This is a genomic window from Streptomyces sp. NPDC050508 (assembly GCF_040655155.1).
Taxonomy (GTDB): domain Bacteria; phylum Actinomycetota; class Actinomycetes; order Streptomycetales; family Streptomycetaceae; genus Streptomyces.
The window spans coordinates 96,218-116,965 of record NZ_JBFAJJ010000009.1; the positions used below are offsets into that span (position 1 = coordinate 96,218).

Genomic DNA, 20,748 nt, shown 5'->3' on the forward strand with positions numbered 1-20,748 from the left:
TACTGTTGCGATGCGGCGTATTGAGAAAATACAGTGTATCGACAACAGTGTATCGGCATGAGACATCGCATCGCTGTCATCGGAGGCGGCCCCGCCGGCCTCACCTTCGCCCGCGTCCTGCACCGCCACGACCACCCCGTCACCGTCTTCGAACGCGATCCCGGCCCCGACGCCCGCCCTCCGGGCGGCACCCTGGACCTGCACGAAGGGCTCGGCCGGCTCGCGCTGGACAAGGCGGGGCTGCGGGCGGAGTTCCAGGAGCTGTCCCGCCCCGAGGGGCAGGCCATGCGCATCCTGGACACGGACGGGACCGTCCTGCGTGACTGGCTGCCCCGCCCGGACGACCGGGCCAATCCCGAGATCGACCGCGGGCAACTCCGCGACCTGCTGCGCGGCCCGCTCGACGTCCGGTGGGGCCGGGGCGTGACGCAGGTGGTGCCGGGGACTCGGGACGGCGTACGGGTCCATTTCGCGGACGGGCGACAGGAGACGTTCGACCTCGTGGTCGGCGCGGACGGCGCCTGGTCCCGGGTCCGCCCGGCCCTCTCGCCGGTGACACCGCACTACACCGGCGTCACCTCGATCGAGACCTCCCTCGACGACGTCGACACCCGCCACCCCGACCTCGGCCGGTTGATCGGCGACGGTTCCATGGCTGTGTACGGCGTCAACCGAAGCCTTGTCGCCCAGCGCAACAGCGGCGGCCACGTGAAGGTGTACACGAAGTTCCGCGCGCCGCTGGACCCGCACCCGAACCTGGACCTGGCCGACGCCGAGGCTGTGCGATCGAACCTGCTGGCCCTGTTCGACGGCTGGGCCGCCCCCGTCCTCGACCTCCTCCGCCACGGCACCGCTTTCGTCCACCGCCCCTTGTACGTCCTGCCCGTCTCCCACACCTGGACCCACGTCCCCGGGGTGACGCTCCTGGGCGACGCCGCCCATCTGATGCCCCCGCTGGGAGTGGGCGCGAACCTCGCGATGCTGGAGGGCGCCGAACTCGCCGAGGTCATCGCCACCGCCCCCGGAGACCTGGACGGGACCGTCCGCGCCTTCGAGGAACAGATGTGGGCACGGGCCGGCAAGTGGGCGGAGATCACGGCGGCCGGACTGGAACGCCTGGTGAGCCCGGACCCCACCGAAGCCCTTGCCCTCTTCGACGAGGTCCAGCCGTCCTGACGTACGGCACCGCAAGTGGCGTGGCGCACTTTTGCAAGCAGGTGCTTGCAATAGTTAGCGGGGGTGAGGCAGGGTAGAGGCATGGCAACGCTCAACGTCGGCAATCTCGGTGAGTATCTGCGTGAACAGCGGCGCACCGCGCAGCTGTCCCTGCGGCAGCTCGCCGATGCCGCCGGGGTGTCGAATCCGTATCTGAGCCAGATCGAGCGCGGGCTGCGCAAGCCGAGCGCGGAGGTGTTGCAGCAGGTCGCCAAGGCGCTGCGGATCTCCGCCGAGACGTTGTACGTGCGAGCCGGCATCCTCGACGCCGAGCGGGACCGGGACGAGGTCGAGACGCGTGCGGTCCTCCTCGCCGATCCCACGCTCACCGAACGGCAGAAGCAGGTGCTGCTTCAGATCTACGAGTCCTTCCGCAAGGAGAACGGGTTCGAGATCGCCGACGGGGGCGAGGACGGCGACGGCGACACCCGCACGACGACCGACGGTGGCGACGGCAGCGACGCCGACCCGCGGGAGCAGACGGCCGGTTGACGATGACACGGCCCGTCCGCTGATCGCGTAAGCAACCCAAACCCTCAGCTGATAGCAACCGGGAGGACCATCACCATGGCCATCACCGATGACCTGCGCAAGACCCTGAGCGACCCCACCCCCCTCTACTTCGCCGCCGGCACCGCCGACCTCGCGCTGCAGCAGGCCAAGAAGGTTCCCGGCCTGGTCGAGCAGCTGCGTGCCGAGGCTCCGGCCCGGATCGACGCCGTGCGCGGCACCGACCCGAAGGCCGTGCAGGAGAAGGCCGCCGCCCGTGCCAAGGAGGCCGGTGCCAAGGCCAAGGAGGCGCAGGAGACCTTCCAGACCAAGGTCAACGACTTCATCGCCGGCCTCGACGGCGACCTCAAGAAGCTCGGCACCACGCTCGACGCCGACCTGAAGAAGTTCGGCGAGTCCGCCCAGGACTTCGCGCTGCGCGGTGTCGGCGTCGCCGCCGAGTACGCCGTCAAGGCCCGCGAGACGTACGAGAAGGTCGCCGAGCACGGCGAGCAGGCCGTGAAGACCTGGCGCGGCGAGGCCGCCGACGAGATCGAGGAACTGGCCGTCGCGGTCGAGCCCGACCCCGAGCCGGCGCCCGTGTCCGAGCCCGTCGTGGTGAAGGCCGAGACCCCGGCCCCGGCCGCGCCGGCGAAGAAGCCCGTCGCGAAGAAGGCTCCGGCCCGCAAGACCACCGCCAAGAAGACCACGCCGCCCGCCAAGTAGGCGGCGCGTACGGATACGCATACGGATACGGGCCGGGCACCTTCGGGATGCCCGGCCCGTTCTACGGGTACGGTGGCGGCGTAGGTGTCGGGAGAGAGCGGGCGGTGGCAAGCATGCTGATGTTGGGCTTCGCGGGGTTCCTGGGGCTCTTGAAGATCCTCCTCATGGGACTGGCCGCCTTCGGGCTGGCCGACGCCGCGTTCCGGCGTGAGGACGCCTTCCGCGCCGCGAACAAGCAGAACAAGATCTTCTGGCTGATCATCCTGGCCATCACCCTCGCGGTGAGCTACCTGTTCTCGGTGCTGGCGATGCTGCCCATCGCGGGCGCGGTCGCGAGCATCGTCTACCTCGTGGACGTCCGGCCCGCCCTGAGGCAGGTCTCGGGCGGCGGAGGCCGCCGAAGCGGCGGCTCCAGCAGCGACGGCCCCTACGGCCCGTACAACGGCGGACGCTGAAGCCGTACGGCCACACACCTGACCTGGACCGGGACTACGGCGCCCGGTCCAGCATCAGCACCGCCACGTCGTCCGTCAGCTCGCCGCCGTTGAGGTCGCGGACCTCGTTCATCGCTGCCCGGAGCAGTTCCTCGCCCCGCAGGCCCTCGGCCAGTTGGCGGCGGACCATGGCCACCATGCCGTCCTGTCCGAGCCGTTCGCGGCGGCCCTCGCCGACGCGGCCCTCGATCAGGCCGTCGGTGTAGAGCATCAGGCTCCACTCGGGGCCCAGGTCCACCTGCATCCGCGGCCAGCGGGCGCCGGGGAGCAGGCCGAGGGCGGGGCCGTTGTTGTCGTAGGGCAGGAGTTCGGCCGGGCGGCCGGGGCGGGCGAGCAGCGGGGACGGGTGGCCGGCCAGGCACAGGCCCGCGCGGCGGCCGTCGGGGGCGATGTCGACCGTGCAGAGCGTCGCGAAGATCTCGTCGTCGGAGCGCTCGTGCTCCAGGACCTGTTGCAGCGTGCCGAGGAGCTGGTCGCCGCACAGGCCCGCCAGAGTCAGCGCGCGCCAGGCGATCCGCAGTTCCACGCCGAGCGCGGCCTCGTCGGGGCCGTGGCCGCAGACGTCGCCGATCATCGCGTGCACGGTGCCGTCGGGGGTGCGCACGGTGTCGTAGAAGTCGCCGCCGAGCAGCGCGCGGGAGCGGCCGGGGCGGTAGCGGGCGGCGAAGCGCAGCGGGGAGCCCTCCAGGAGGGGGGTGGGCAGCAGGCCGCGTTCGAGGCGGGCGTTCTCCTGGGCGCGCAACTTGGACTCGGTGAGCTTGCGCTCCGCCCTGTCGGAACGTTTCCGCTCCACCGCGTAGCGGATCGCACGGCTCAGTAGCCGGCCGTCCAGCTCGTCGCGGAAGAGATAGTCCTGGGCGCCGACACGGACCGCCTCGGCGCCGCGTTCGGTGTCGCCGGACGCGGTGAGGGCGAGGACGGCGTGGTGGGGCGCGAGCCGCAGTACGTGCCTGAGTACGGCCAGCTCGTCGTCGGTGCCGTCCCCGGCCCGGCCGGGGGCGGGCAGCGCGAGGTCGAGCAGGATGCAGTGGACGTCGTCGGTGAGCAGCCGCTCGGCCTCGGTGAGGTTGCGGGCGGTGCGGACCCGGATCGGCTTGCCGGTCGGGTCGAGCAGCTCGGGCACGACCGGCGAGCCGCCGGGGTCGTCCTCGATCATCAGCAGGGTGAGGTGACCGGCGGGGGTGCCGTGGGCAGCGCGGTGCGCGGTCTCGGCCGTGCCGTCGGCGGTCCTGCCGCCTGCCGTGGCGTCGTCGACCGTGTCCTGCGTGCGCGGGGCCTCCACGGCTCCGGAGGTGTCTCTGGAGGTGTCTCCGGAGTGGCCGCCGACCGCGGGCGCGGCCTGCGCCTGACCACTTTCCGCGGCCGGGATCGCTCTCTGCCGCGGTATGGGTGCGGGCATCGTCCTGGTTCCTTCCCTCCCCCCGAGGGCACGGTGGGGCGAGGGACCTCGACCCACCGACCGGGACCATAGCGGTAGTGGGCGCAGTAAAGGAATGGTGTGAGTCAGGTCGCTTGGCAGGCAGCCACTGTCATATGCCGTGATCCGTACGGCAGTTGGGCAGAGGGGCCGCCACCCGGGGATGACGAAGGTCACGCCGGGCGGGAGTTTGGGGCGGGTGGTGCGTGTGCTGGGTCACGCGACCCAGGTCACCGGTCCCATAGGAGGTCACCGGCCGCATAGGGGCACATCACGCGTCCGGTCGCACAACACCCAATATCGGCATCGAACCCGCCCCCGCGATCGTCACCGTCCGCCCCGGTCGCGGGGCGTGGATGATCGCGCCGTCGCCGATGTACATCGCGACATGGCTGGCGTCGTCGAAGTAGATGATCAGGTCACCGGGACGCATGTCCTTGACGTCGACGTGCGGCAGCTGCTTCCACTGCTCCTGCGAGGTGCGCGGGATCGGGTCGCCGGCGCTCGCCCAGGCCTGTGAGGTCAGCCCCGAGCAGTCGTACGACTTCGGGCCCTCGGCGCCCCACTCGTACGGCTTGCCGAGCTGGGCCGTCGCGTACGCCACCGCCGCCTTGCCCTCGGCGGACGCCTTGCCGCTGATGTCCTTGAGGACACCGGAGTCGAGCCAGGCGGTCTGCGCCTTCAGCGCGGCCTGCTGCTCCAGCGCGGCCAGGCGCTTCTTCTCCTGCTGCTCCAGCTGGGACTCAAGCTTCTCGGCCGCCGCGATCTGGGTCGTGACCTTCTTCTTGGCGGCGGCCTTGGCCTGGCGGTTCTTCTCCAACTGCTGCCACTGGGTGGAGGCGTCGGCGGTGTACTGCTGCAAGTCCTGCTGGGTCCGGGTCAGTTCGGCGATCAGGCCCTTGGTGGCGCGCTGGCCCTCCAGCACTCGCCCGGCGCCGTCCAGGAAGGCCTGCGGGTTGTCGCTCAGCATCAGCTGCGCCTCGTCCGGGAGCCCGCCCGTACGGTACTGGGAGCGGGCCGCGGCACCGGCGCGGTCCTTCAACTCGTCCAGCCTGTCCTGGCCCTTGACGATCTTCTTGGCCAGCTCGACGATCTCGGCCGACTGCTTCTGGGCCTTCTCCTCGGCCGCGTTGTAGGCGTCCGTGGCGACGGCGGCGTCGTGGTAGAGCGCGTCGAGCTTCTCGCGTACGGCCTCAAGGTCCTTGTTGGTCACGGGAGTCGGGGACGCTGTCGGGGTAGCCGAAGGTGTTGGGCTCGCGAACGCGGTGCCGGGTGCCGCGAGTACGGTGACCGCGCAGACGACCGCCACGGCCGTCATGATCAGGGCCCGCCTTCCCATACCCCTGCCCCCACATCCACGTCAGCCGTCTGGCATCTGATTGACCGTCAGTAACTTACGGACGCCTGGGGGATCGTGCCATGTCCCTACGGAAAACGACAGAGGTAGTACTTCGCGTGCTTCTTCCCTTTCCTTCAAGGTCGTGAGCTGCCACAACCGGGCATGACGATCTCCCCGTCCGTGTGACGAACGGTCGCCGGGGATCGTTCCCCACGCACCGCACCCGCACCGGGAATCACCCGCGTGGAGCCAACGCCCCCCAGGTCACGGTCACTTCGCCCTGCCGCCAGCGCACCGGTCCGTCCGTCACCGGCCAGTCGGCGGTGAGGTCCCGCACCGCGCGGATCCAGCGCTGGCGGGCGCCGTAGGAGGCGTAGGGCGCGGCGGCGGCCCAGGCGTGGTCGAAGTCGCGCAGGAAGGCGTGCACCGGTTCGCCGGGCACATTGCGGTGGATGAGGGCCTTGGGGAGGCGCTCGGCGAGGTCGGACGGCCGGTCCAGGGAACCGAGCCGCGCCGCGAAGGTGACCGTCCGCGGCCCCTCGGGCCCGAGCGCGACCCACACGTGCCGCCGCCCGATCTCGTCACAGGTCCCCTCGACGAGCAGCCCGCCCCGGGAGCCCCCGCTCGCCGGCGCGAGCCGTCCGCACAGCCGCGCCCACACCTCGGCCACCTGCGCCTCGTCGTACTGCCGCAGCACGTTCGCCGCGCGGATCAGTGACGGCCGCTGCGGTACGGGGATCTCGAACCCGCCGTGCCGGAACACCAGCCCCTCCCGCTCGTACGGCCGGGCCGCCGCGACCCGCGCTGGTTCGATCTCGACCCCGACCACCCGCGCGCGGGGGGCGACGGAACGGAGCCGCTCCAGCAGTTCCACGGCCGTCCAGGGCGCGGCACCGTACCCGAGATCGACGGCGAGGGGCTCGCCTGCCCGCCGCAGCTCCGCCCCGTGCGTCGCCACGATCCAGCGGTCCATACGGCGCAGCCGGTTGGGGTTGGTCGTCCCGCGCGTGACTGTTCCTATGGGGCGGGCGGCTGCGCGGGCTGTCATACGTACGAGGGTAGGCGGCGCGGGACGAGGGGGCCGCCGCACCGGGCACCGGCCGAAGCTGTCGCTTCCCGTCCCGTTGTCAGTGCCGCCTGGCAGGATCGGAGATCAAGTCGCCGAGGTGAGGGTGGGACCGATGAAGGTGCTCGTCACGGACGAAGTCCACGTCGACTACGGCCAGATGCTCATGGAGAGCGGCGGGGACGAATGCGACCTGTACGACGCCTTCGCCGGGCAGGACGGCGTCGGGCTCTGTGGGGGAGGGACGGCCGGGACGCTGCTCCTGCTGACCGGTCTGCACATCGGCGGCGTCGACTTCACCGCCGAACTGCACGACAGCCGGCCTGAGGTGGACGAGACGTGGGAGGAGATCGTCGAGGTACCGTTCCGGCCGCTGTCGGAGGAGACGGTGCTGCGGCAGTGGAACGGGAAGAACTCGTGGGAGCTGGGACTGGAGGAGCGCGACTACCGCGTGCGGTACTCCGCCATCGCCATGGACGCCGGCCGGAGCAAGAACGTGCGGGAGGACGACGAGCCCGCGACCGACGACCGGTATCTGCTGCAGATATGGCCTGCCGCGCCCGAGCCGGCCCGGCTGCTCAAGCAGACCGGCGGCGCGGCCGCGTACTGGCACGCCTTCGCCACGGCGCCCGTGGGCTGACGCCCTGAACGGACACGGCCAACGCACCGTCACCTCGAACGGTTGAGCGACAAAGGGTAATGCCTCGGTAAAATGCCCATGCGCCGGAATGAGAATCCCGCCGCCTGGCGTTGCACCCCCTTGGAGGGACCCGCACGCCCTCCCTCAGGCATGCCCGCAGCGAGGAGGAACGCCACGTGAGCCAGTACGTCGGCAGGCTCGGGCGGCGCTCCCCGGCCACGCCCGCCCGGCTGCGGCTGCACCGCAAGCCCCGCCGCGTCGCCATGCTCTCCGTGCACACGTCACCGCTGCACCAGCCCGGCACGGGCGACGCGGGCGGCATGAACGTCTACATCGTGGAGCTCGCGCAGCGCCTCGCCGCGATCAACATCGAGGTCGAGATCTTCACGCGCGCCACCACGGCCGCCCTCCCCCCGACCGTCGAGCTGGCGCCCGGCGTCCTCGTCCGGCACGTGGACGCGGGCCCCTACGAGGGCCTCGCCAAGGAGGAACTCCCCGCCCAGCTCTGCGCGTTCACGCACGGAGTGATGCAGGCGTGGGCCGGCCACCGCCCCGGCTACTACGACCTCGTCCACTCGCACTACTGGCTCTCCGGCCACGTCGGCTGGCTCGCCGCCCAGCGCTGGGGCGTCCCCCTCGTGCACGCCATGCACACCATGGCCAAGGTCAAGAACGCCAACCTGGCCGACGGCGACACCCCCGAACCGGCCGCCCGCGTCATCGGCGAGACCCAGATCGTCTCCGCCGCCGACCGCCTCATCGCCAACACGGCGGAGGAGGCCGACGAACTCGTACGGCACTACGCGGCCGACCCCGCCAAGGTCGCCGTAGTGCACCCGGGCGTGAACCTCGAACGCTTCCGCCCGGCGGACGGCCGAGCGGCGGCCCGCGCTCGCCTCGGCCTGCCCCAGGACGCCCTGATCCCGCTCTTCGCGGGCCGCATCCAGCCACTGAAGGCGCCGGACGTCCTGCTGCGCGCGGTCGCCGTGCTCCTCGACGAGCGTCCCGAGCTGCGCTCGAACATCGTCGTGCCCGTCGTCGGCGGCCCCAGCGGCAGCGGCCTCGCCAAGCCGGAGGGCCTGCAGAAGCTGGCCGCGCGGCTCGGCATCGCCGATGTCGTACGGTTCCGGCCGCCGGTCGGGCAGGAGCAGCTCGCGGACTGGTTCCGGGCCGCGTCCGTGCTGGTCATGCCCTCGTACAGCGAGTCCTTCGGGCTGGTCGCCATAGAGGCGCAGGCGGCCGGTACGCCGGTGCTCGCGGCCTCGGTCGGCGGCCTCCCGGTCGCCGTACGCGACGGCGAGACCGGCTTCCTCGTCCAGGGCCACGACCCCGCCGCCTACGCGCGCGTGCTGAGCACCCTCGCCGACGACCCGCACCTCGCGCCCCGCATGGGCGAGGCCGCCGCCCGGCACGCGCAGTGCTTCGGCTGGGACACGGCCGCCGCGGCCACGGCGGACGTATACGCGGCCGCCGCGCAGGCCCACCGCCGTCACGTACGCTCGCACCATGGGTGAGGCAGCGGCGGATCAGGACCGGGCGGCGCAGGTCATCGAGGGTTTCCTGAAGGATGCCGAACTGGACTGGGAGAGCCCGGAGTTCGGCACGTTCGTCGTCAAACTCCCCGGCACCCGCAAGCTGTCGACGACCCTCTCCCTCCTCGTCGGCCGCCACTCCCTCTCGCTCAACGCCTTCGTCGTCCGCCACCCCGACGAGAACGAGACGGCCGTCCACCGCTGGCTCCTGGAGCGCAACCTCAAGCTGTACGGCGTGAGTTACGCCGTCGACCAGCTCGGTGACGTGTACGTCACCGGCCGGCTGCCGCTGTCCGCCGTCACCGAGGCCGAGATCGACCGCCTCCTCGGCCAGGTCCTGGAGGCCGCCGACGGCAGCTTCAACACCCTCCTGGAACTGGGCTTCGCCTCCGCGATCCGCAAGGAGTACGCGTGGCGGGTGTCGCGCGGGGAGTCGACGCGGAATCTGGACGCGTTCACGAATCTGACCCAGCAGCCGACCGACTGATCTCGTCCCGACCCCTTTCGTTGTGCCTGGGCATCGTGGCATGCTCACCGCCAGCACATTTCTGAACGTCGTTCACATCCATGAAGAGCCGCGTGGGAGGACGTACGTACATGAGCCACACCCGTCTCACCAGACGAACCCTGCTCGGAAGCACGTTGGCCTTGGCGGTCCCCCTGCCGAAACAGGGGTCGCGAGGTCAAGTCCCTTCCCTTTGGCGGGAGTTCAGTCGGACCCCGTTCACCCACCCGCAGATCCCGTACGTCGGGAAGGTGGGCGCGCAACGCCACCCCCGGCACTCGCGCGTGCTGGACGTCCGCGCGTACGGCGCCGTGGCGGACGGCACGACCGACTCCGCCCCCGCGATCAACCGTGCCATCGCCGCTGCCGGCAGGGCCGGCGGTGGCACGGTTCTCATCCCGCCAGGCACCTTCCGCATCGACGACGTGATCCGCGTAGGCCACTCAGGGGTGGTCCTGCGGGGCGCAGGCAGCGACCGTACGAAGCTCTACGCGACGAAGAATCTGACGGAACTGATCGGTGTCTACGGCTCCCGTTACGGCGGCGACAAGTCGTCCTGGTCCTGGGCGGGCGGCCTCATCTGGCTTGCCCCGACGGCCCGTTGGGACTCGCTGGTCGCCGCGATCAGGGCGAAGGCCTGGCCCTTCGAGGGCTGGACCGGCAACAAGCGTGACGAATGGCGTCCGTTGACGGCGATCGAGCCGGCGAGGCAGGGCGAGTGGACGGTACGGGTGGCGGACCCCTCCCAACTGAAGCCGGGCGAACTGGTGTTGCTCCGCCTGGCCGACGACACCGGCCACACCCTCCTCCAGCACATGGCGGGCGGCGGCCCCGGCCCCGAGGCGTACTACTGGGACGACAAGACGAAGCTGCTGTCGTACGTCCCCTACGAGTGGCCCGTCCGTATCGCGCACGTCCACGGTCGGAGGGTGACTCTGGAACGCCCGCTGCCTCTCGACCTACGCCCCGAATGGAACCCTCAACTGACCACCCATGTAGAGGAGTTGACGGGCTCGGGGGTGGAAGGCCTGACCCTGGAGGCCGTCGAGACCCCGCAACAACCGCACCTCCTCGACAAGGGCTACAACGGGGTCGTCCTCCAATGCGCCTACGACTGCTGGCTCGACGACGTGACGGTCCGTCATGTCGACAACGGCTTCGGCCTGGTGGCGGCGTCGGCCTGCACCCTGAGCCGTACGACCGTGTCGGGCCGCGGCTCCCACCACCCCTACTTCTGCCGCGAGGGTTCGCACGACAACCTCATCGAGGACTTCACGATCGAGGAGCGCACCGTCCCAGCCCCTTCCAACACCCAACTCCACGGCATCAACGTCGAGGGCCTGTCGTCGTACAACGTCTGGTCGCGCGGCGACATGCGCATGGGCACCTTCGACAGCCACCGCGGCCTGCCCTTCGCCAACGTCCGCACGGACATCACCGTGAACAACAACGGCCGCCACGGCGGCGACGCGAACGCCGGCCCGTTGTTCGGCGCCCGCTTCACCCACTGGAACATCCGCGTCACGAACGGCCGCGCGGGCCTGATGAAGATCGACGAACTGGCCCCGTACAGCGCCACGGTGGGCGTCAACACGGTCACCGAGTTCGACCAGATCGACGTCCCCGACTTCACCGGCGACCTGCACGCACGGCTGGAGCTCTACGGCACGACGGATGTCGTACGGCCGCGGAACCTCTACGAGGCGCAGCGGGAGTTGTGACTCACGCGCGCCGGAGTCGACGTGCGTCGCGTGCGTACCGGCCCGGCGTCACGCCCACCAACTTCCGGAAATGCCGGGTGAGATGGGACTGGTCGTAGAACCCGGTCACCGTAGCCACCTCGCCCGGCGGGCGGCCGTCGAGGAGGAGACGGCGGGCGCGGTCGACGCGGCGGGACATCAGGTACTGGTGCGGTGCGATGCCGTACGCCCCGCTGAACGCCCGTACCAGATGGGCGGGATGGGCGTGCACGAGCCGTGCGGCCTCGTCGAGGGCGATGCCTTCGGCGACGCGCTCGTCGAGGAGTTCGCGAAGGGTGCGGGCGAGGACGGGCCCGGGGACCGGGATGGGAGCGGCAGCCGCCGGTCGGAGTCGGGTGCGCAGGCGTTCCGCGATGAGGGTCAGCCGGCTCTCTGCCTCCAACTCGTCACCGGGGTGGCCGAGCGCGGTGTGCAACTGGCCCACGCGCAGCCGCAGTTCGGGATCACGGAGGTCCGGCTGGTCGACGGCGGAACCGATGAGGGTGTCCGAGAGGTGCGTGCCGTCGAGATAGAGGACGCGCTTGCGGAAACCGTGCGGGGTGGCGGGGGAGCCGTTGTGCGGGACGTGCGGCGGGAGCAGCGACACCGTGTCGTGCGGGGTGCCGTGCTCGTGCCGGTCGAGGTCGTACCGTACGGCGCCGTCGTCCACGATCAGCAGCGTCCACGCGTCGTGCACGTGCATCGGGTACGCGTACTCGGTGAAGTGGGCGTGGAAGACCTCGACGACACCGGGGATGCGGGGCCGCCACGCGGAGACTTCCTGCTGGGGACGCTGCGGGGCCATGCAAAGAACGTACAAGACGGAGTTGTGGGGCGGTCGGCAGTCTCGACGTATGAGCACTGACGCGACCACTGAACCGATCCGCTTCGACACCAAGATCGCCGTCCTGCTGCGGGACGACCTTGAGCCCTGGCAGCGGCTGAACGTCACGTCTTTCCTGGTCAGCGGCCTGGGATCACAGATTCCCGAGGTGATCGGGGAGCCGTACGAGGATGCGGACGGGGTGCGGTATCTGCCGATGTTCCGGCAGCCGGTGGTGGTCTTGGAGGGGACGAAGGAGGTGCTGGTGACGGCACACGGGCGGGCGCTGTCCCGTGCCCTGCCGCGTGCGGTTTTCACGTCCGACCTGTTCGGCACCGGCAACGACCGGGACAACCGGGCGGCGGTGCGGGCTGTCGCCACGGCTGAGCTGGATGTGGTGGGGCTGGTTGTTTATGGGCCTCGGAATGGGGTGGACAAGGTGGTTAAGGGGGCGCGGATGCATCCTTGAGGTCAGCGGGGGCGATTTTTCGTGAGGCTCTTGCGCTTGAGGGAGGCTCTTAGCTGCTGGGCGTCGTAGGTCTTTCCTTGGGCTGCCAGGGCCTCGGCCAGGGTACGGGTGATCTCGATGTGCAGACGGTTGTTGACTCCGTAGGCCTCGCGGGCCCGGCTTTTCGTGGTCCGTAGGAGCTGTTCGGCTTCGGAATTCCGGCCGAGAGCGATGAGTGTCCTGCCCAGGGATTCTGCGCTTTGAAGCGTGTGAGTGTGTTTGTTGCCGAGCACCTGTTGGCACTGCGCCAGGACATTCGTCAGAACGGCGTGGGCTTCGTCGAGCCTGTGCATGGCGTACAGGGTGAAGCCGAGGACCCTGGAGGTATCGAGGGCATTGGGGTGTGCGCTGTTCGAAGTGCGATGGAACCGCTCCAGGACGTACATCAGTGTGCTGTGGGCTTCGTCGAGACGATCCATTTGCATCAGGGTGAATCCGAATGCGGCGACGGAGCGGAGCGCATCGAGGTGATCTTCGCCCAGCGCTGCTTCGCGACGCGGCATGATGTCCGCCAAGAGGGCGTAGGCCTCGGAGCCTCGGTCCAGTTGACCGTAAGCAAGGGCGAGGTCGTGGGCCGCACTCAGCGTGTCGGGATGGTCTTCACCCAACACTCGGCGGCGTCTTTCCAAGAGGTCCGTGGCCAGGGGCAGGCATTCTTCGAACGCGCTCAGGTCATTCAGTGCAAGGCCCACCAACTGAGCCGCGTGGAGCGTGTCGGGATGGTCCTCGCCCAGGGACGTGGTCCATGTTTCGTACAGGTTCTCGCTCAGCCCGAGGGCGGCCTCGGACTGTGCGGAGCGGGCGAGATATTCGGCCGCCTTCCGCAAGGTCGGCCGCAGTTCGGGCCTGCCGACCAAGGTGTCCAGCGCGGTCGTCAGATGAGGTATGAAAAATGACCAGCCCGGCCAGTTCTTGGGCAACTCGGGGTCACCAGGATCGACGGCGGCAAACAGCCCCGCCACATCGTCCTGGACCGGCCCCACGGCTTGACCACCCGCGCGGTGACGCACCACGGCCTGTGTCAGCCGGTGCACCTGGAACACGTCCGGCCCGACGACCGCCAGCCCCAACCGGGCCAGCGGCTGGAGCGCGTTCCTGGGCCAGCGGAAATCGTTCGGGTCTCCAGGAACGCTGGTCAGCGCCTCGCGTGCCTTGACGAGCCATGTCGTCGGAATGGGCTCAGGACCGAGGAACGCGGCCAGCCGCAGCACCGCCGCCGCTTCCGGATGGTCCGCGTCGAGGCGGTCGGCGGCGATCGTGACCGTCGCGGCCACCGAGACCGGATAGTCGTAGACCTCCCCGTCGGCGAGGAGCTGGGCGGTGTTGGTCCTGAGCAGCTGGAGATAGTGGTCGGGCGGTGTCCCTTCGTCGAGCGCGCCGGCGGCCTGCGCCAGTGCGAGGGGCAGATCGCCGAGGGCGTCGGCCAGGGCGTCCGCCGTGCCGCCGCTCAGGGTGGGCAACTGGCGCTCCAGGTAGGCCAATGACTCCACACGGCTGAAGACCTCCAGCGCGAGCCCCGGTACGACCCTGCTCCACGCCGGGTCGCGCGCCGTGATCAGCACATGCCCGGCCCCTTCCGGCAGCCAACTCCGCAGCTGCTTGGGATCCTCGGCGTTGTCCAGCACGATGAGCCAGCGCTCATGGGTGCGCAGGTACTCCATGGCGTACCGGGCGTTGATCTCGGCGCCCGCCTCCGGCTTGGCCACGTCGACGCGTGCGGCGAGTTCCGCGTACCGGGCAGGGACCTGTTCGCCCTGTTCGGCGTCGACCCACCACACCAGGTCGTACTGTCCGGCGAACCGGTGCGCGTATTCGAGCGCCACCTGGGTCTTGCCGACGCCGCCCGGTCCGTGGAGCACCCGGACGGCGGCCCGGCGCTCGCCGAGCAGACCGGTGCGTACCTTCTCGATGATCTCGTCGCGGCCGGTGAAGTGCGGGTTGCGTCGCTGTCGTACGTCCCATACGTCGGGGTCTTGGGTGGTGGAGGGGAAGCGGGGTCGGAGGCCGGGCCGGGCCGACGTCCGGGCGGATTTGGTACCGGGAAAGGCCGGCGGGGTGGTCCGGGGCAACGGTCCCCGCACCGCGTCGAGGAGCGCCTTGAGCGCGTCCGCCTCGTCCAGATCGTGCAGCTCCCGACGGATCCGGGGCCGCAGGATCGCGGGCAACTGCCCTGCCTCCAGAGGCTCGACGACCAACGGAATGAAGCGGTCCCGCCCGGCGACGGCGGCGGTCCACTCCTCCTCGGTGTACCGGCCCGGGCCGAAATACTGGGGGGAGAACAGGGCGACGACGGCGGACGCCTTCTCCAGCGCCTCGCTCATCTTCTTGACGAAGTCCTCGCCCGGGCGCCAGTGCCAGATGTCGAGTTCGACCTCGTAGCCGTTCTCCTGGAGGTGCCAGGCGACCCACTCCGCCCATTGACCGTCGCGCCCCGCATGGCTGACGAAGATCGGCCCGGAACTGTCGCTCATGCCCGCCTCCCACCCCAGCGGCCCCAACGGCCCCCGTACCGCACCTCCTTGTATACCTCGTGAGGTGAGGGTCGCGCGGGTGGAGCTGCGAGTCGGCCTCAGGCCGCGCTGACCTCGGGCTCGGCCGCAGCCGGTGTTTCCACGGTCGCCGGTCCGCTCGCCGGAAGCCCCCGCATCAGCGCCCCGTACCCCACCGCCGCCACCGTCCCCACGACCGCGCACGTCCCCCACAGCCACTCCGCGCCGAGGTGGTCGATGACGAACCCGGACATCAGCGGTGCGACGAGGGCGGCCACGGCCCAGGACACGTTTCGACGCTCGCGCGTTGTCCTGTGACAGCAAAGGTTGAGCGGGTGCCGCCGAAGTTTGGGTACCGGAGAGTCGTTTGCCGTCGAACACCGTGAGATCAGCCGACCTGAGTGAAGGACCGTGTGGAATCGCGGGTGCGTAGACCTGGCGTGGTTCTGCCCAGAAGCCGGTTCTCGTGACGCTGCTGCGGACATGATGCGCCGCATGAAACTGCCGGTGAAGCGGCTCGTCCTCGTAGCGGCGCTGGTCCTTGCTGTCGTCGGCTACGCCTTGTTGTTGTGGCGCGGGCCTTGGTGGATCGATGGCGCCCACTTACGCACACGAAATCTGGAACCTGCTGACGGCGTCGTGATCACTGGCTTCCGTACGGCGCTTGTCGCTCTCGGCGCCGGCGCCCTGGCTGGGGCGGGCCGTTCTCGATCACCGTCGTGTGCTGATTCCCTGACCGGCCGCGCATTGCTCACCTTTACCCGCCCATCCGGTTTCGGGTGGGCGGGTCTCGGGCGGGAGTGACCACTCGCCCACCCACCCCCCAGCAGCGGACGCGTTCGCCGAGGGGGATTGGGGAACGCGGTGGACAAGGTGGTGAAGGGTGCGCGGATGCACCCGTGACGCCATCCACGACCGAATCTGCACAGGGCGTACGCAACCGCGGGGTGGGCGGGGCCCGTTGGGGCAGAGTTGTCCGGTTCGAACCGGCCGCCGCACTGTCTGTAAGCCCGCTGTGCGCCGCCGCGTGTAGAGAACCCGGACCCAACTCGTGTGCACACTCGCACGATTCGGCCGTCGCAGCATTCAACTGCCCTGCCGGGAACGGGTTCGGACTGGATGCCCCGCACGTCGCGTGGTTTGATCCTGCGCATCGCGGCCCGCAGTCTGTCCCCCAGCGGGACCGCATCCCCATGTGGACCACCACGCGAAGGGCAGTTTCCCCATGAACTCCGCTCCCCAGGTTCAGACCCTTGAGATCTCCGACGCCGAGCTCGACACCGTCTCCGGCGGCGTGAGCCCGCAGGTCAGCGTCAGCATCGGCTCGACGACCCTCAGCAGTGCGGACCTCCTCGCCGAGGTCGACTCGGTCAAGGCAACTGTCCTTGGCACCCTGGGCGGCACTCTCGGTGCGCTCCCCCACAACGTCGGTGTGAACGTCGGCTACTGACCGACGCCCATCGGCGGTCATCGCCGGTCACCACGACGAGCCCCCTACCGGCAGAAGAAGTGCGGGTGGGGGGCTCGTCGTTGGCGCAGCCGTGTCATCGGAGGGCTGTCAGGCCGCGCTGATCTCCGGCTTCGCGGTGGCGGGGGCCGGGACGGTCGCCGGTCCGCTCGCCGGAAGCCCCCGCATCAGCGCCCCGTAACCCACCGCCGCCACCGTCCCCACGACCGCGCACGTCCCCCACAGCCACTCCGCGCCGAGGTGGTCGATGACGAACCCGGACATCAGCGGCGCGACGAGCGCGGCCACCGCCCAGGACAGGGTGTACATGCCCTGGTAGCGCCCGCGTCCCTGGACGGGGGAGAGGCGGACCACAAGGCCCGTCTGCGTCGGGGCGTTGATCATCTCGCCGAGGGTCCACACGCACACCGTGAGGGCGAAGACGCCGACCGAACCGGCGAACGCGGTGAGCCCGAAGCCGTAGCCCGCGAGGAGCGAGGAGACGACCAACAGCCGCTTGGGGTCGCGGTGTTCGATGAGGCGGGTGACCGGGATCTGGAGGGCGACGATGAGGAAGCCGTTGACGGCGATGGCGGTGCCGTAGTCGGCGGGCGTGAACCCGGCCTCGCCCATCGCGACCGGCAGTCCGACCGAGCCCTGCTGGAAGACGAGGGCGACGAGGAAGGACAGTCCTACGACGCTCATGAACCGTCCGTCGCGCACGACCGTCCCGAGGCCGACCGCGTCGGCGGCGGCCCCCTTGCCGTCGTCCGTAGCGACGGTGGGCCGGGACTCGGGCAGCTTCAGGAACACGACGACCGCGCAGACCGCCGTCATCCCGGCCTCCAGCAGGAACCCGGCGCGGTAGCTGACCTCGGCGATGAACCCGGCGGCCATGGACGAGACGGCGAAGCCGAGGTTGATGGCCCAGTAGTTGAGCGAGAACGCGCGGACGCGGTCCTCGGGCCGCACGATGTCGGCCATCATCGCCTGCACCGCCGGGCGGGACGCGTTGGTCGCCGCCCCGACGAGGCACGCTACGGCGGCGATGGCGACGGGGTCGTGCACGAAGCCGAGCAGCGCCACGGACGCGGCGGTCGACGACTGCGCGACGAGGAGGGTGGGCCGGCGTCCGATCCGGTCGGTCAGCACCCCGGAGCCGATGGAGGAGACGACCCCGCCGAGCCCGTACAGCGAGGCGACGAGACCGGCGTAGGTGGCGGAGTAGCCGCGGTCGAGGGTCAGGTACAGGGCCATGAAGGTCGAGACGAACGCCCCGAGCCGGTTGACGAGGGTGCTGGTCCACAGCCACCAGAACTCGCGGGGCAGACCGGAGACGGTTTCCCGGGCGGCGCGTCTCAGGGCGGCAGGTGACATGGATGAATCCCCCCACGGTCGGACCAGGTGCAGGTGCAGGTGTAAGTGGTCAAGGCGGCAATCACAACTTACGAAGGGGAAGGGTCGGCGGACCACTCAATTAACAGAAGCCGTCAACTGTCGGACCGGGAGGCGGCCACCCGACCGTGGCCCGAATGCGTGGATTACGCTCTGAGGCATGGCCGACGCACCGTACAAGCTGATCCTCCTCCGCCACGGCGAGAGCGAGTGGAACGCGAAGAACCTGTTCACCGGCTGGGTGGACGTCAACCTGAACGAGAAGGGCGAGAAGGAGGCAGTCCGCGGTGGCGAACTCCTGAAGGACGCCGACCTCCTCCCCGACGTGGTCCACACGTCCCTCCAGAAGCGCGCGATCCGCACGGCGCAGCTGTCGCTGGAGGCGGCGGACCGCCACTGGATCCCGGTCCACCGCAGCTGGCGCCTGAACGAGCGCCACTACGGCGCCCTCCAGGGCAAGGACAAGGCCCAGACCCTCGCGGAGTTCGGCGAGGAGCAGTTCATGCTCTGGCGCCGTTCCTACGACACCCCCCCGCCCCCTCTGTCCGACGACTCGGAGTTCTCCCAGTCCGCCGACCCGCGCTACGCCTCCATCCCCCCGGAGCTGCGCCCCCGCACGGAGTGCCTGAAGGACGTCGTCGTCCGCATGCTCCCGTACTGGTACGACGGCATCGTCCCCGACCTCCTCGCCGGCCGCACGGTCCTGGTCGCAGCCCACGGCAACAGCCTCCGCGCCCTGGTCAAGCACCTCGACGGCATCTCCGACGCCGACATCGCGGGCCTGAACATCCCGACGGGCATCCCGCTGGCGTACGAACTGGACGCCGCGTTCAAGCCGGTCAAGGCCGGCGGCACGTACCTCGACCCGGATGCTGCCGCGGCTGCGATCGAGGCGGTTAAGAACCAGGGCAAGAAGAAGTAGCCCCCAACCGCACGGGACGCGGACGGCCCGGGTGCGCAGGGGATGCGAACCCGGGCCGTCTCTGCGTGCGTCAGCGGGACCTCAGCGCCGCCAACTCGCCTTCGCCAGCGCCGGTATGAACCGCAGCGCGTCCACCGTGCCCACGCCCGTCGCCATGTCGTAGCCGTTGACGGCCGTGTAGCCGGTGACGCCCGCGTACGTGTTGTTCGTGCCGTCGTTCACGTCGACGATGCCGTTGCTCTTGGCGCCGTGCTTCGACAGGGTGTACAGCGCCGAGTTGATGTTGCCCACCCGGTGGCCCGCCGCCTGGTCGGCGAGGGCGACGATGCCCGAGAAGAGGGGGCTGGCCTCGCTCGTGCCGCCGTAGACGTCCCAGCCGATCGCGGTCGGGTCGTAGCTGGAGTAGACCCACGCGCCGCCGTTGACCGCCGCCGCCATCGACACGTCCGGCGTGGCGCGCTGGGTGCCGACGATGCTCTTCACGCCGTTCTGGAAGGACGGGCGGGAGAACACGTGGGACTGGCCGCCGCCGCCCGCGCCGTAGTCGTTGTAGACGCTGTCCGGCGTGACGCGGTCGCCCTTGTCGTTCAGGTGGAGCTGGGTGCCGCCGATCGACGTGACCAGCGGGTCCGAGGAGGGCCAGGAGTTGACGGGCTTGTCGTAGAAGGCCGAGCCGTCCAGGTTGTAGTCGGTGGCGCCGCCGTCGCCGGAGGAGGCGAGGACGGTCACGTGCTTGCGGTTGGCGTCCTGGAAGGCGTAGCGCAGCTTCTTGATGCTGGAGAAGTCGCCCTGGTCGAAGCCGGGGAAGGTGTTCTCCGTCGCGCCGAAGCTCTGCGTGATGACGTCGCCGATGCCGTGGTCGATCAGGGCCTTCTCGGCGTCCATCATCTCCGGCAGGCCGGTGACGCCCTCGGTCTCGGCGACCGCCGTCTCCACCAGCACGATCTTCGCGTCGGGCGCGACCGCGTGCGCCATCTCGACGTCGAGGGTGGTCTCGCCGGCCCAGCCGGTCATGTCGGCGTTCTTGGGGTCGAAGACGGGCACGTTGCCCCACTTCACGACCTTGACCTTGGCGCTCTTCAGGCCGAACTGCTTGCTGTACGTGTCGAGATCGTGCTGGATCGTCGGCGAGCCGAACGAGTCGACGATGACGATCGTCCGCCCCTTGCCCGTAATGCCCTTCTTGTAAAGCGGGTTGAGGTTGTACGCCGTGCGGTACTGCAGCGGGTTGTAGCAGGCGATGTGCCACTTGGCCTCGCACTGCGCGCTGGTCAGCGGGCTCGGCACGTCGCGCGCGAGGGTGTGTCCGGCGATGGCCGGGATCGCCTTCGTCTGCGGTACGGCGGCGGGCGCGGCGCTGGTGACGCCGGCCAGCGGCGCGGTCGCCAGGGCGGCGACGGCGAGGGTGGCGGTGGCGGCCGTGGAAGCGGCTATGCCACGCCTGGTGGGCCTGGTGCGGGCCATGTGCATGAATCCCCCCTGAGTGCTGCGGAGTTCGCCCGGCCGTCAGCCGTACGAAAAGGTCTCCGCGCATCTCATCGAGTGAGACATGCACAGGACAAGACTGTTGAACTGTCGATGTCGAACCCTTTGCCCAAACAGCACCGAAGGCTCGAACAGTCCTGCCGATCAGACGTGTTGATTCAGTTGACTCAGGCCGCGGACCCTGCCAGGCGGCGGAACGCCTCCGTAGTGCGGGGATGGGCGATCTCGTCCAGCAGATGCCGCCACTCCGGGTCGCCCACAGCGGGGTGCGCCAGGTCCCACGCGGCCAGCAGCGGGGCGAGGGCGTTCTCGCCGGGAACCTCGGCCGGGTTCGTGAACTGCGTTGATTCCATGGGACGTTCCTTCCGGCGGACGGACGGGCGAGCGGCTGTTGTCGACCGCTGTCGGCTGTTGTCGACTGACCTCCACGATGCCCTCGCCCGCCCACGGCAGCCATGGAGCGCCCCACCCGATAGAGGGTGGGGCTGGCTGCACCCCCGTAGGGCCGTCGTAGGGC

Annotated in this window: 20 protein-coding genes and 1 pseudogene; 12 read left to right on the forward strand and 9 right to left on the reverse strand. The window is 70.0% G+C overall.

Features of this window, described 5'->3' with window-relative positions; translation table 11 throughout:
* Positions 1-57: 57 nt before the first annotated feature.
* The 4 genes from AB0I69_RS25675 to AB0I69_RS25690 all read left to right on the forward strand — a co-directional run bounded on the left by AB0I69_RS25675 (position 58) and on the right by AB0I69_RS25690 (position 2,885).
* Positions 58-1,176 (forward strand): NAD(P)/FAD-dependent oxidoreductase, encoded by a 1,119-nt coding sequence (locus AB0I69_RS25675; protein ID WP_363098025.1) that lies wholly within the window; start codon positions 58-60, stop codon positions 1,174-1,176.
* Between the two features lie 81 nt (positions 1,177-1,257).
* A complete protein-coding gene (locus tag AB0I69_RS25680; RefSeq protein ID WP_363098026.1) occupies positions 1,258-1,707 on the forward strand; it encodes a helix-turn-helix transcriptional regulator in 450 nt (149 codons plus the stop codon).
* A gap of 75 nt (positions 1,708-1,782) precedes the next feature.
* Positions 1,783-2,430, forward strand: a complete 648-nt coding sequence (locus tag AB0I69_RS25685; RefSeq protein WP_363098027.1) for a hypothetical protein — start codon at positions 1,783-1,785, stop codon at positions 2,428-2,430.
* Positions 2,431-2,543: 113 nt separating this feature from the next.
* Positions 2,544-2,885: a DUF2516 family protein gene (locus AB0I69_RS25690; RefSeq protein ID WP_363098301.1), complete on the forward strand. Its 342-nt coding sequence runs from the start codon at positions 2,544-2,546 to the stop codon at positions 2,883-2,885.
* 34 nt (positions 2,886-2,919) lie between these two features.
* On the opposite strand, the gene AB0I69_RS25695 is transcribed toward AB0I69_RS25690, so the two are convergent.
* The 3 genes from AB0I69_RS25695 to AB0I69_RS25705 form a co-directional block, all read right to left on the reverse strand.
* Positions 2,920-4,323, reverse strand: coding sequence for a fused response regulator/phosphatase (locus AB0I69_RS25695; protein ID WP_363098028.1), 1,404 nt, complete (start codon positions 4,321-4,323; stop codon positions 2,920-2,922).
* A gap of 289 nt (positions 4,324-4,612) precedes the next feature.
* Positions 4,613-5,659, reverse strand: a complete 1,047-nt coding sequence (locus AB0I69_RS25700; RefSeq protein WP_363098029.1) for an NlpC/P60 family protein — start codon at positions 5,657-5,659, stop codon at positions 4,613-4,615.
* Between the two features lie 256 nt (positions 5,660-5,915).
* A complete protein-coding gene (locus AB0I69_RS25705) occupies positions 5,916-6,728 on the reverse strand; it encodes a class I SAM-dependent methyltransferase (RefSeq protein ID WP_363098030.1) in 813 nt (270 codons plus the stop codon).
* A gap of 133 nt (positions 6,729-6,861) precedes the next feature.
* Here AB0I69_RS25705 and AB0I69_RS25710 point away from each other — a divergent pair, with 133 nt between their 5' ends.
* From AB0I69_RS25710 to AB0I69_RS25725, 4 genes are all read left to right on the forward strand, one after another.
* Entirely contained in the window at positions 6,862-7,386 is a 525-nt protein-coding gene (locus AB0I69_RS25710) for a hypothetical protein (RefSeq protein ID WP_363098031.1), read from the forward strand.
* A 176-nt stretch (positions 7,387-7,562) separates the two neighbouring features.
* Positions 7,563-8,900: a D-inositol-3-phosphate glycosyltransferase gene (gene mshA / locus AB0I69_RS25715; RefSeq protein WP_363098032.1), complete on the forward strand. Its 1,338-nt coding sequence runs from the start codon at positions 7,563-7,565 to the stop codon at positions 8,898-8,900.
* Entirely contained in the window at positions 8,893-9,405 is a 513-nt protein-coding gene (locus AB0I69_RS25720) for a YbjN domain-containing protein (protein WP_363098033.1), read from the forward strand. Before mshA ends, AB0I69_RS25720 begins: the two co-directional genes overlap by 8 nt.
* Positions 9,406-9,515: 110 nt before the next feature.
* Positions 9,516-11,144, forward strand: coding sequence for a glycosyl hydrolase family 28-related protein (locus AB0I69_RS25725; protein ID WP_363098034.1), 1,629 nt, complete (start codon positions 9,516-9,518; stop codon positions 11,142-11,144).
* A 1-nt stretch (position 11,145) separates the two neighbouring features.
* Here AB0I69_RS25725 and AB0I69_RS25730 read toward each other — a convergent pair whose 3' ends face one another.
* Positions 11,146-11,967, reverse strand: coding sequence for an AraC family transcriptional regulator (locus AB0I69_RS25730; RefSeq protein ID WP_363098035.1), 822 nt, complete (start codon positions 11,965-11,967; stop codon positions 11,146-11,148).
* A 49-nt stretch (positions 11,968-12,016) separates the two neighbouring features.
* Between AB0I69_RS25730 and AB0I69_RS25735 the strand changes: the two genes are divergently transcribed.
* A complete protein-coding gene (locus AB0I69_RS25735) occupies positions 12,017-12,454 on the forward strand; it encodes a DUF2000 domain-containing protein (protein ID WP_363098036.1) in 438 nt (145 codons plus the stop codon).
* 2 nt (positions 12,455-12,456) lie between these two features.
* Here AB0I69_RS25735 and fxsT read toward each other — a convergent pair whose 3' ends face one another.
* Together fxsT and AB0I69_RS25745 are read right to left on the reverse strand one after the other, a co-directional pair.
* Positions 12,457-14,964: an FxSxx-COOH system tetratricopeptide repeat protein gene (gene fxsT, locus AB0I69_RS25740; RefSeq protein WP_363098037.1), complete on the reverse strand. Its 2,508-nt coding sequence runs from the start codon at positions 14,962-14,964 to the stop codon at positions 12,457-12,459.
* 98 nt (positions 14,965-15,062) lie between these two features.
* Positions 15,063-15,272 (reverse strand): annotated as a pseudogene (locus AB0I69_RS25745) (MFS transporter); the annotation flags it as partial.
* Positions 15,273-15,477: 205 nt separating this feature from the next.
* Here AB0I69_RS25745 and AB0I69_RS25750 point away from each other — a divergent pair.
* Positions 15,478-15,786: a hypothetical protein gene (locus tag AB0I69_RS25750; RefSeq protein WP_363098038.1), complete on the forward strand. Its 309-nt coding sequence runs from the start codon at positions 15,478-15,480 to the stop codon at positions 15,784-15,786.
* Positions 15,787-16,207: 421 nt separating this feature from the next.
* Positions 16,208-16,432 carry a hypothetical protein gene (locus AB0I69_RS25755; RefSeq protein WP_363098039.1) on the forward strand — a complete coding sequence of 75 codons (225 nt, stop codon included), beginning with the start codon at positions 16,208-16,210 and terminating at the stop codon, positions 16,430-16,432.
* 108 nt (positions 16,433-16,540) lie between these two features.
* On the opposite strand, the gene AB0I69_RS25760 is transcribed toward AB0I69_RS25755, so the two are convergent.
* Entirely contained in the window at positions 16,541-17,806 is a 1,266-nt protein-coding gene (locus AB0I69_RS25760) for an MFS transporter (RefSeq protein WP_363098040.1), read from the reverse strand.
* Between the two features lie 178 nt (positions 17,807-17,984).
* Here AB0I69_RS25760 and AB0I69_RS25765 point away from each other — a divergent pair, with 178 nt between their 5' ends.
* A complete protein-coding gene (locus tag AB0I69_RS25765) occupies positions 17,985-18,746 on the forward strand; it encodes a phosphoglyceromutase (protein WP_363098041.1) in 762 nt (253 codons plus the stop codon).
* An 81-nt stretch (positions 18,747-18,827) separates the two neighbouring features.
* Here the strand turns inward: AB0I69_RS25765 and AB0I69_RS25770 are convergent, their stop codons facing one another.
* Together AB0I69_RS25770 and AB0I69_RS25775 are read right to left on the reverse strand one after the other, a co-directional pair.
* Positions 18,828-20,216, reverse strand: coding sequence for a S53 family peptidase (locus AB0I69_RS25770; RefSeq protein ID WP_363098042.1), 1,389 nt, complete (start codon positions 20,214-20,216; stop codon positions 18,828-18,830).
* A gap of 182 nt (positions 20,217-20,398) precedes the next feature.
* The gene (locus tag AB0I69_RS25775) at positions 20,399-20,584 is read right to left on the reverse strand and encodes a hypothetical protein (protein WP_363098043.1); all 186 of its coding nucleotides are present in this window, start codon (positions 20,582-20,584) and stop codon (positions 20,399-20,401) included.
* Between the last annotated feature and the right edge of the window lie 164 nt (positions 20,585-20,748).

Coding starts and splice junctions, on each gene's coding strand:
- AB0I69_RS25695 (WP_363098028.1), bottom strand. CDS start 4,323: ATGCCCGCACCCATACCGCGGCAGAGAGCGATCCCGGCCGCGGAAAGT.
- AB0I69_RS25760 (WP_363098040.1), bottom strand. CDS start 17,806: ATGTCACCTGCCGCCCTGAGACGCGCCGCCCGGGAAACCGTCTCCGGT.
- AB0I69_RS25700 (WP_363098029.1), bottom strand. CDS start 5,659: ATGACGGCCGTGGCGGTCGTCTGCGCGGTCACCGTACTCGCGGCACCC.
- AB0I69_RS25710 (WP_363098031.1), top strand. CDS start 6,862: ATGAAGGTGCTCGTCACGGACGAAGTCCACGTCGACTACGGCCAGATG.
- AB0I69_RS25690 (WP_363098301.1), top strand. CDS start 2,544: ATGCTGATGTTGGGCTTCGCGGGGTTCCTGGGGCTCTTGAAGATCCTC.
- fxsT (WP_363098037.1), bottom strand. CDS start 14,964: ATGAGCGACAGTTCCGGGCCGATCTTCGTCAGCCATGCGGGGCGCGAC.
- AB0I69_RS25685 (WP_363098027.1), top strand. CDS start 1,783: ATGGCCATCACCGATGACCTGCGCAAGACCCTGAGCGACCCCACCCCC.
- AB0I69_RS25725 (WP_363098034.1), top strand. CDS start 9,516: ATGAGCCACACCCGTCTCACCAGACGAACCCTGCTCGGAAGCACGTTG.
- AB0I69_RS25770 (WP_363098042.1), bottom strand. CDS start 20,216: ATGCACATGGCCCGCACCAGGCCCACCAGGCGTGGCATAGCCGCTTCC.
- AB0I69_RS25720 (WP_363098033.1), top strand. CDS start 8,893: ATGGGTGAGGCAGCGGCGGATCAGGACCGGGCGGCGCAGGTCATCGAG.
- AB0I69_RS25680 (WP_363098026.1), top strand. CDS start 1,258: ATGGCAACGCTCAACGTCGGCAATCTCGGTGAGTATCTGCGTGAACAG.
- AB0I69_RS25775 (WP_363098043.1), bottom strand. CDS start 20,584: ATGGAATCAACGCAGTTCACGAACCCGGCCGAGGTTCCCGGCGAGAAC.
- AB0I69_RS25675 (WP_363098025.1), top strand. CDS start 58: ATGAGACATCGCATCGCTGTCATCGGAGGCGGCCCCGCCGGCCTCACC.
- AB0I69_RS25765 (WP_363098041.1), top strand. CDS start 17,985: ATGGCCGACGCACCGTACAAGCTGATCCTCCTCCGCCACGGCGAGAGC.
- AB0I69_RS25730 (WP_363098035.1), bottom strand. CDS start 11,967: ATGGCCCCGCAGCGTCCCCAGCAGGAAGTCTCCGCGTGGCGGCCCCGC.
- AB0I69_RS25755 (WP_363098039.1), top strand. CDS start 16,208: ATGAACTCCGCTCCCCAGGTTCAGACCCTTGAGATCTCCGACGCCGAG.
- AB0I69_RS25705 (WP_363098030.1), bottom strand. CDS start 6,728: ATGACAGCCCGCGCAGCCGCCCGCCCCATAGGAACAGTCACGCGCGGG.
- AB0I69_RS25750 (WP_363098038.1), top strand. CDS start 15,478: ATGAAACTGCCGGTGAAGCGGCTCGTCCTCGTAGCGGCGCTGGTCCTT.
- AB0I69_RS25735 (WP_363098036.1), top strand. CDS start 12,017: ATGAGCACTGACGCGACCACTGAACCGATCCGCTTCGACACCAAGATC.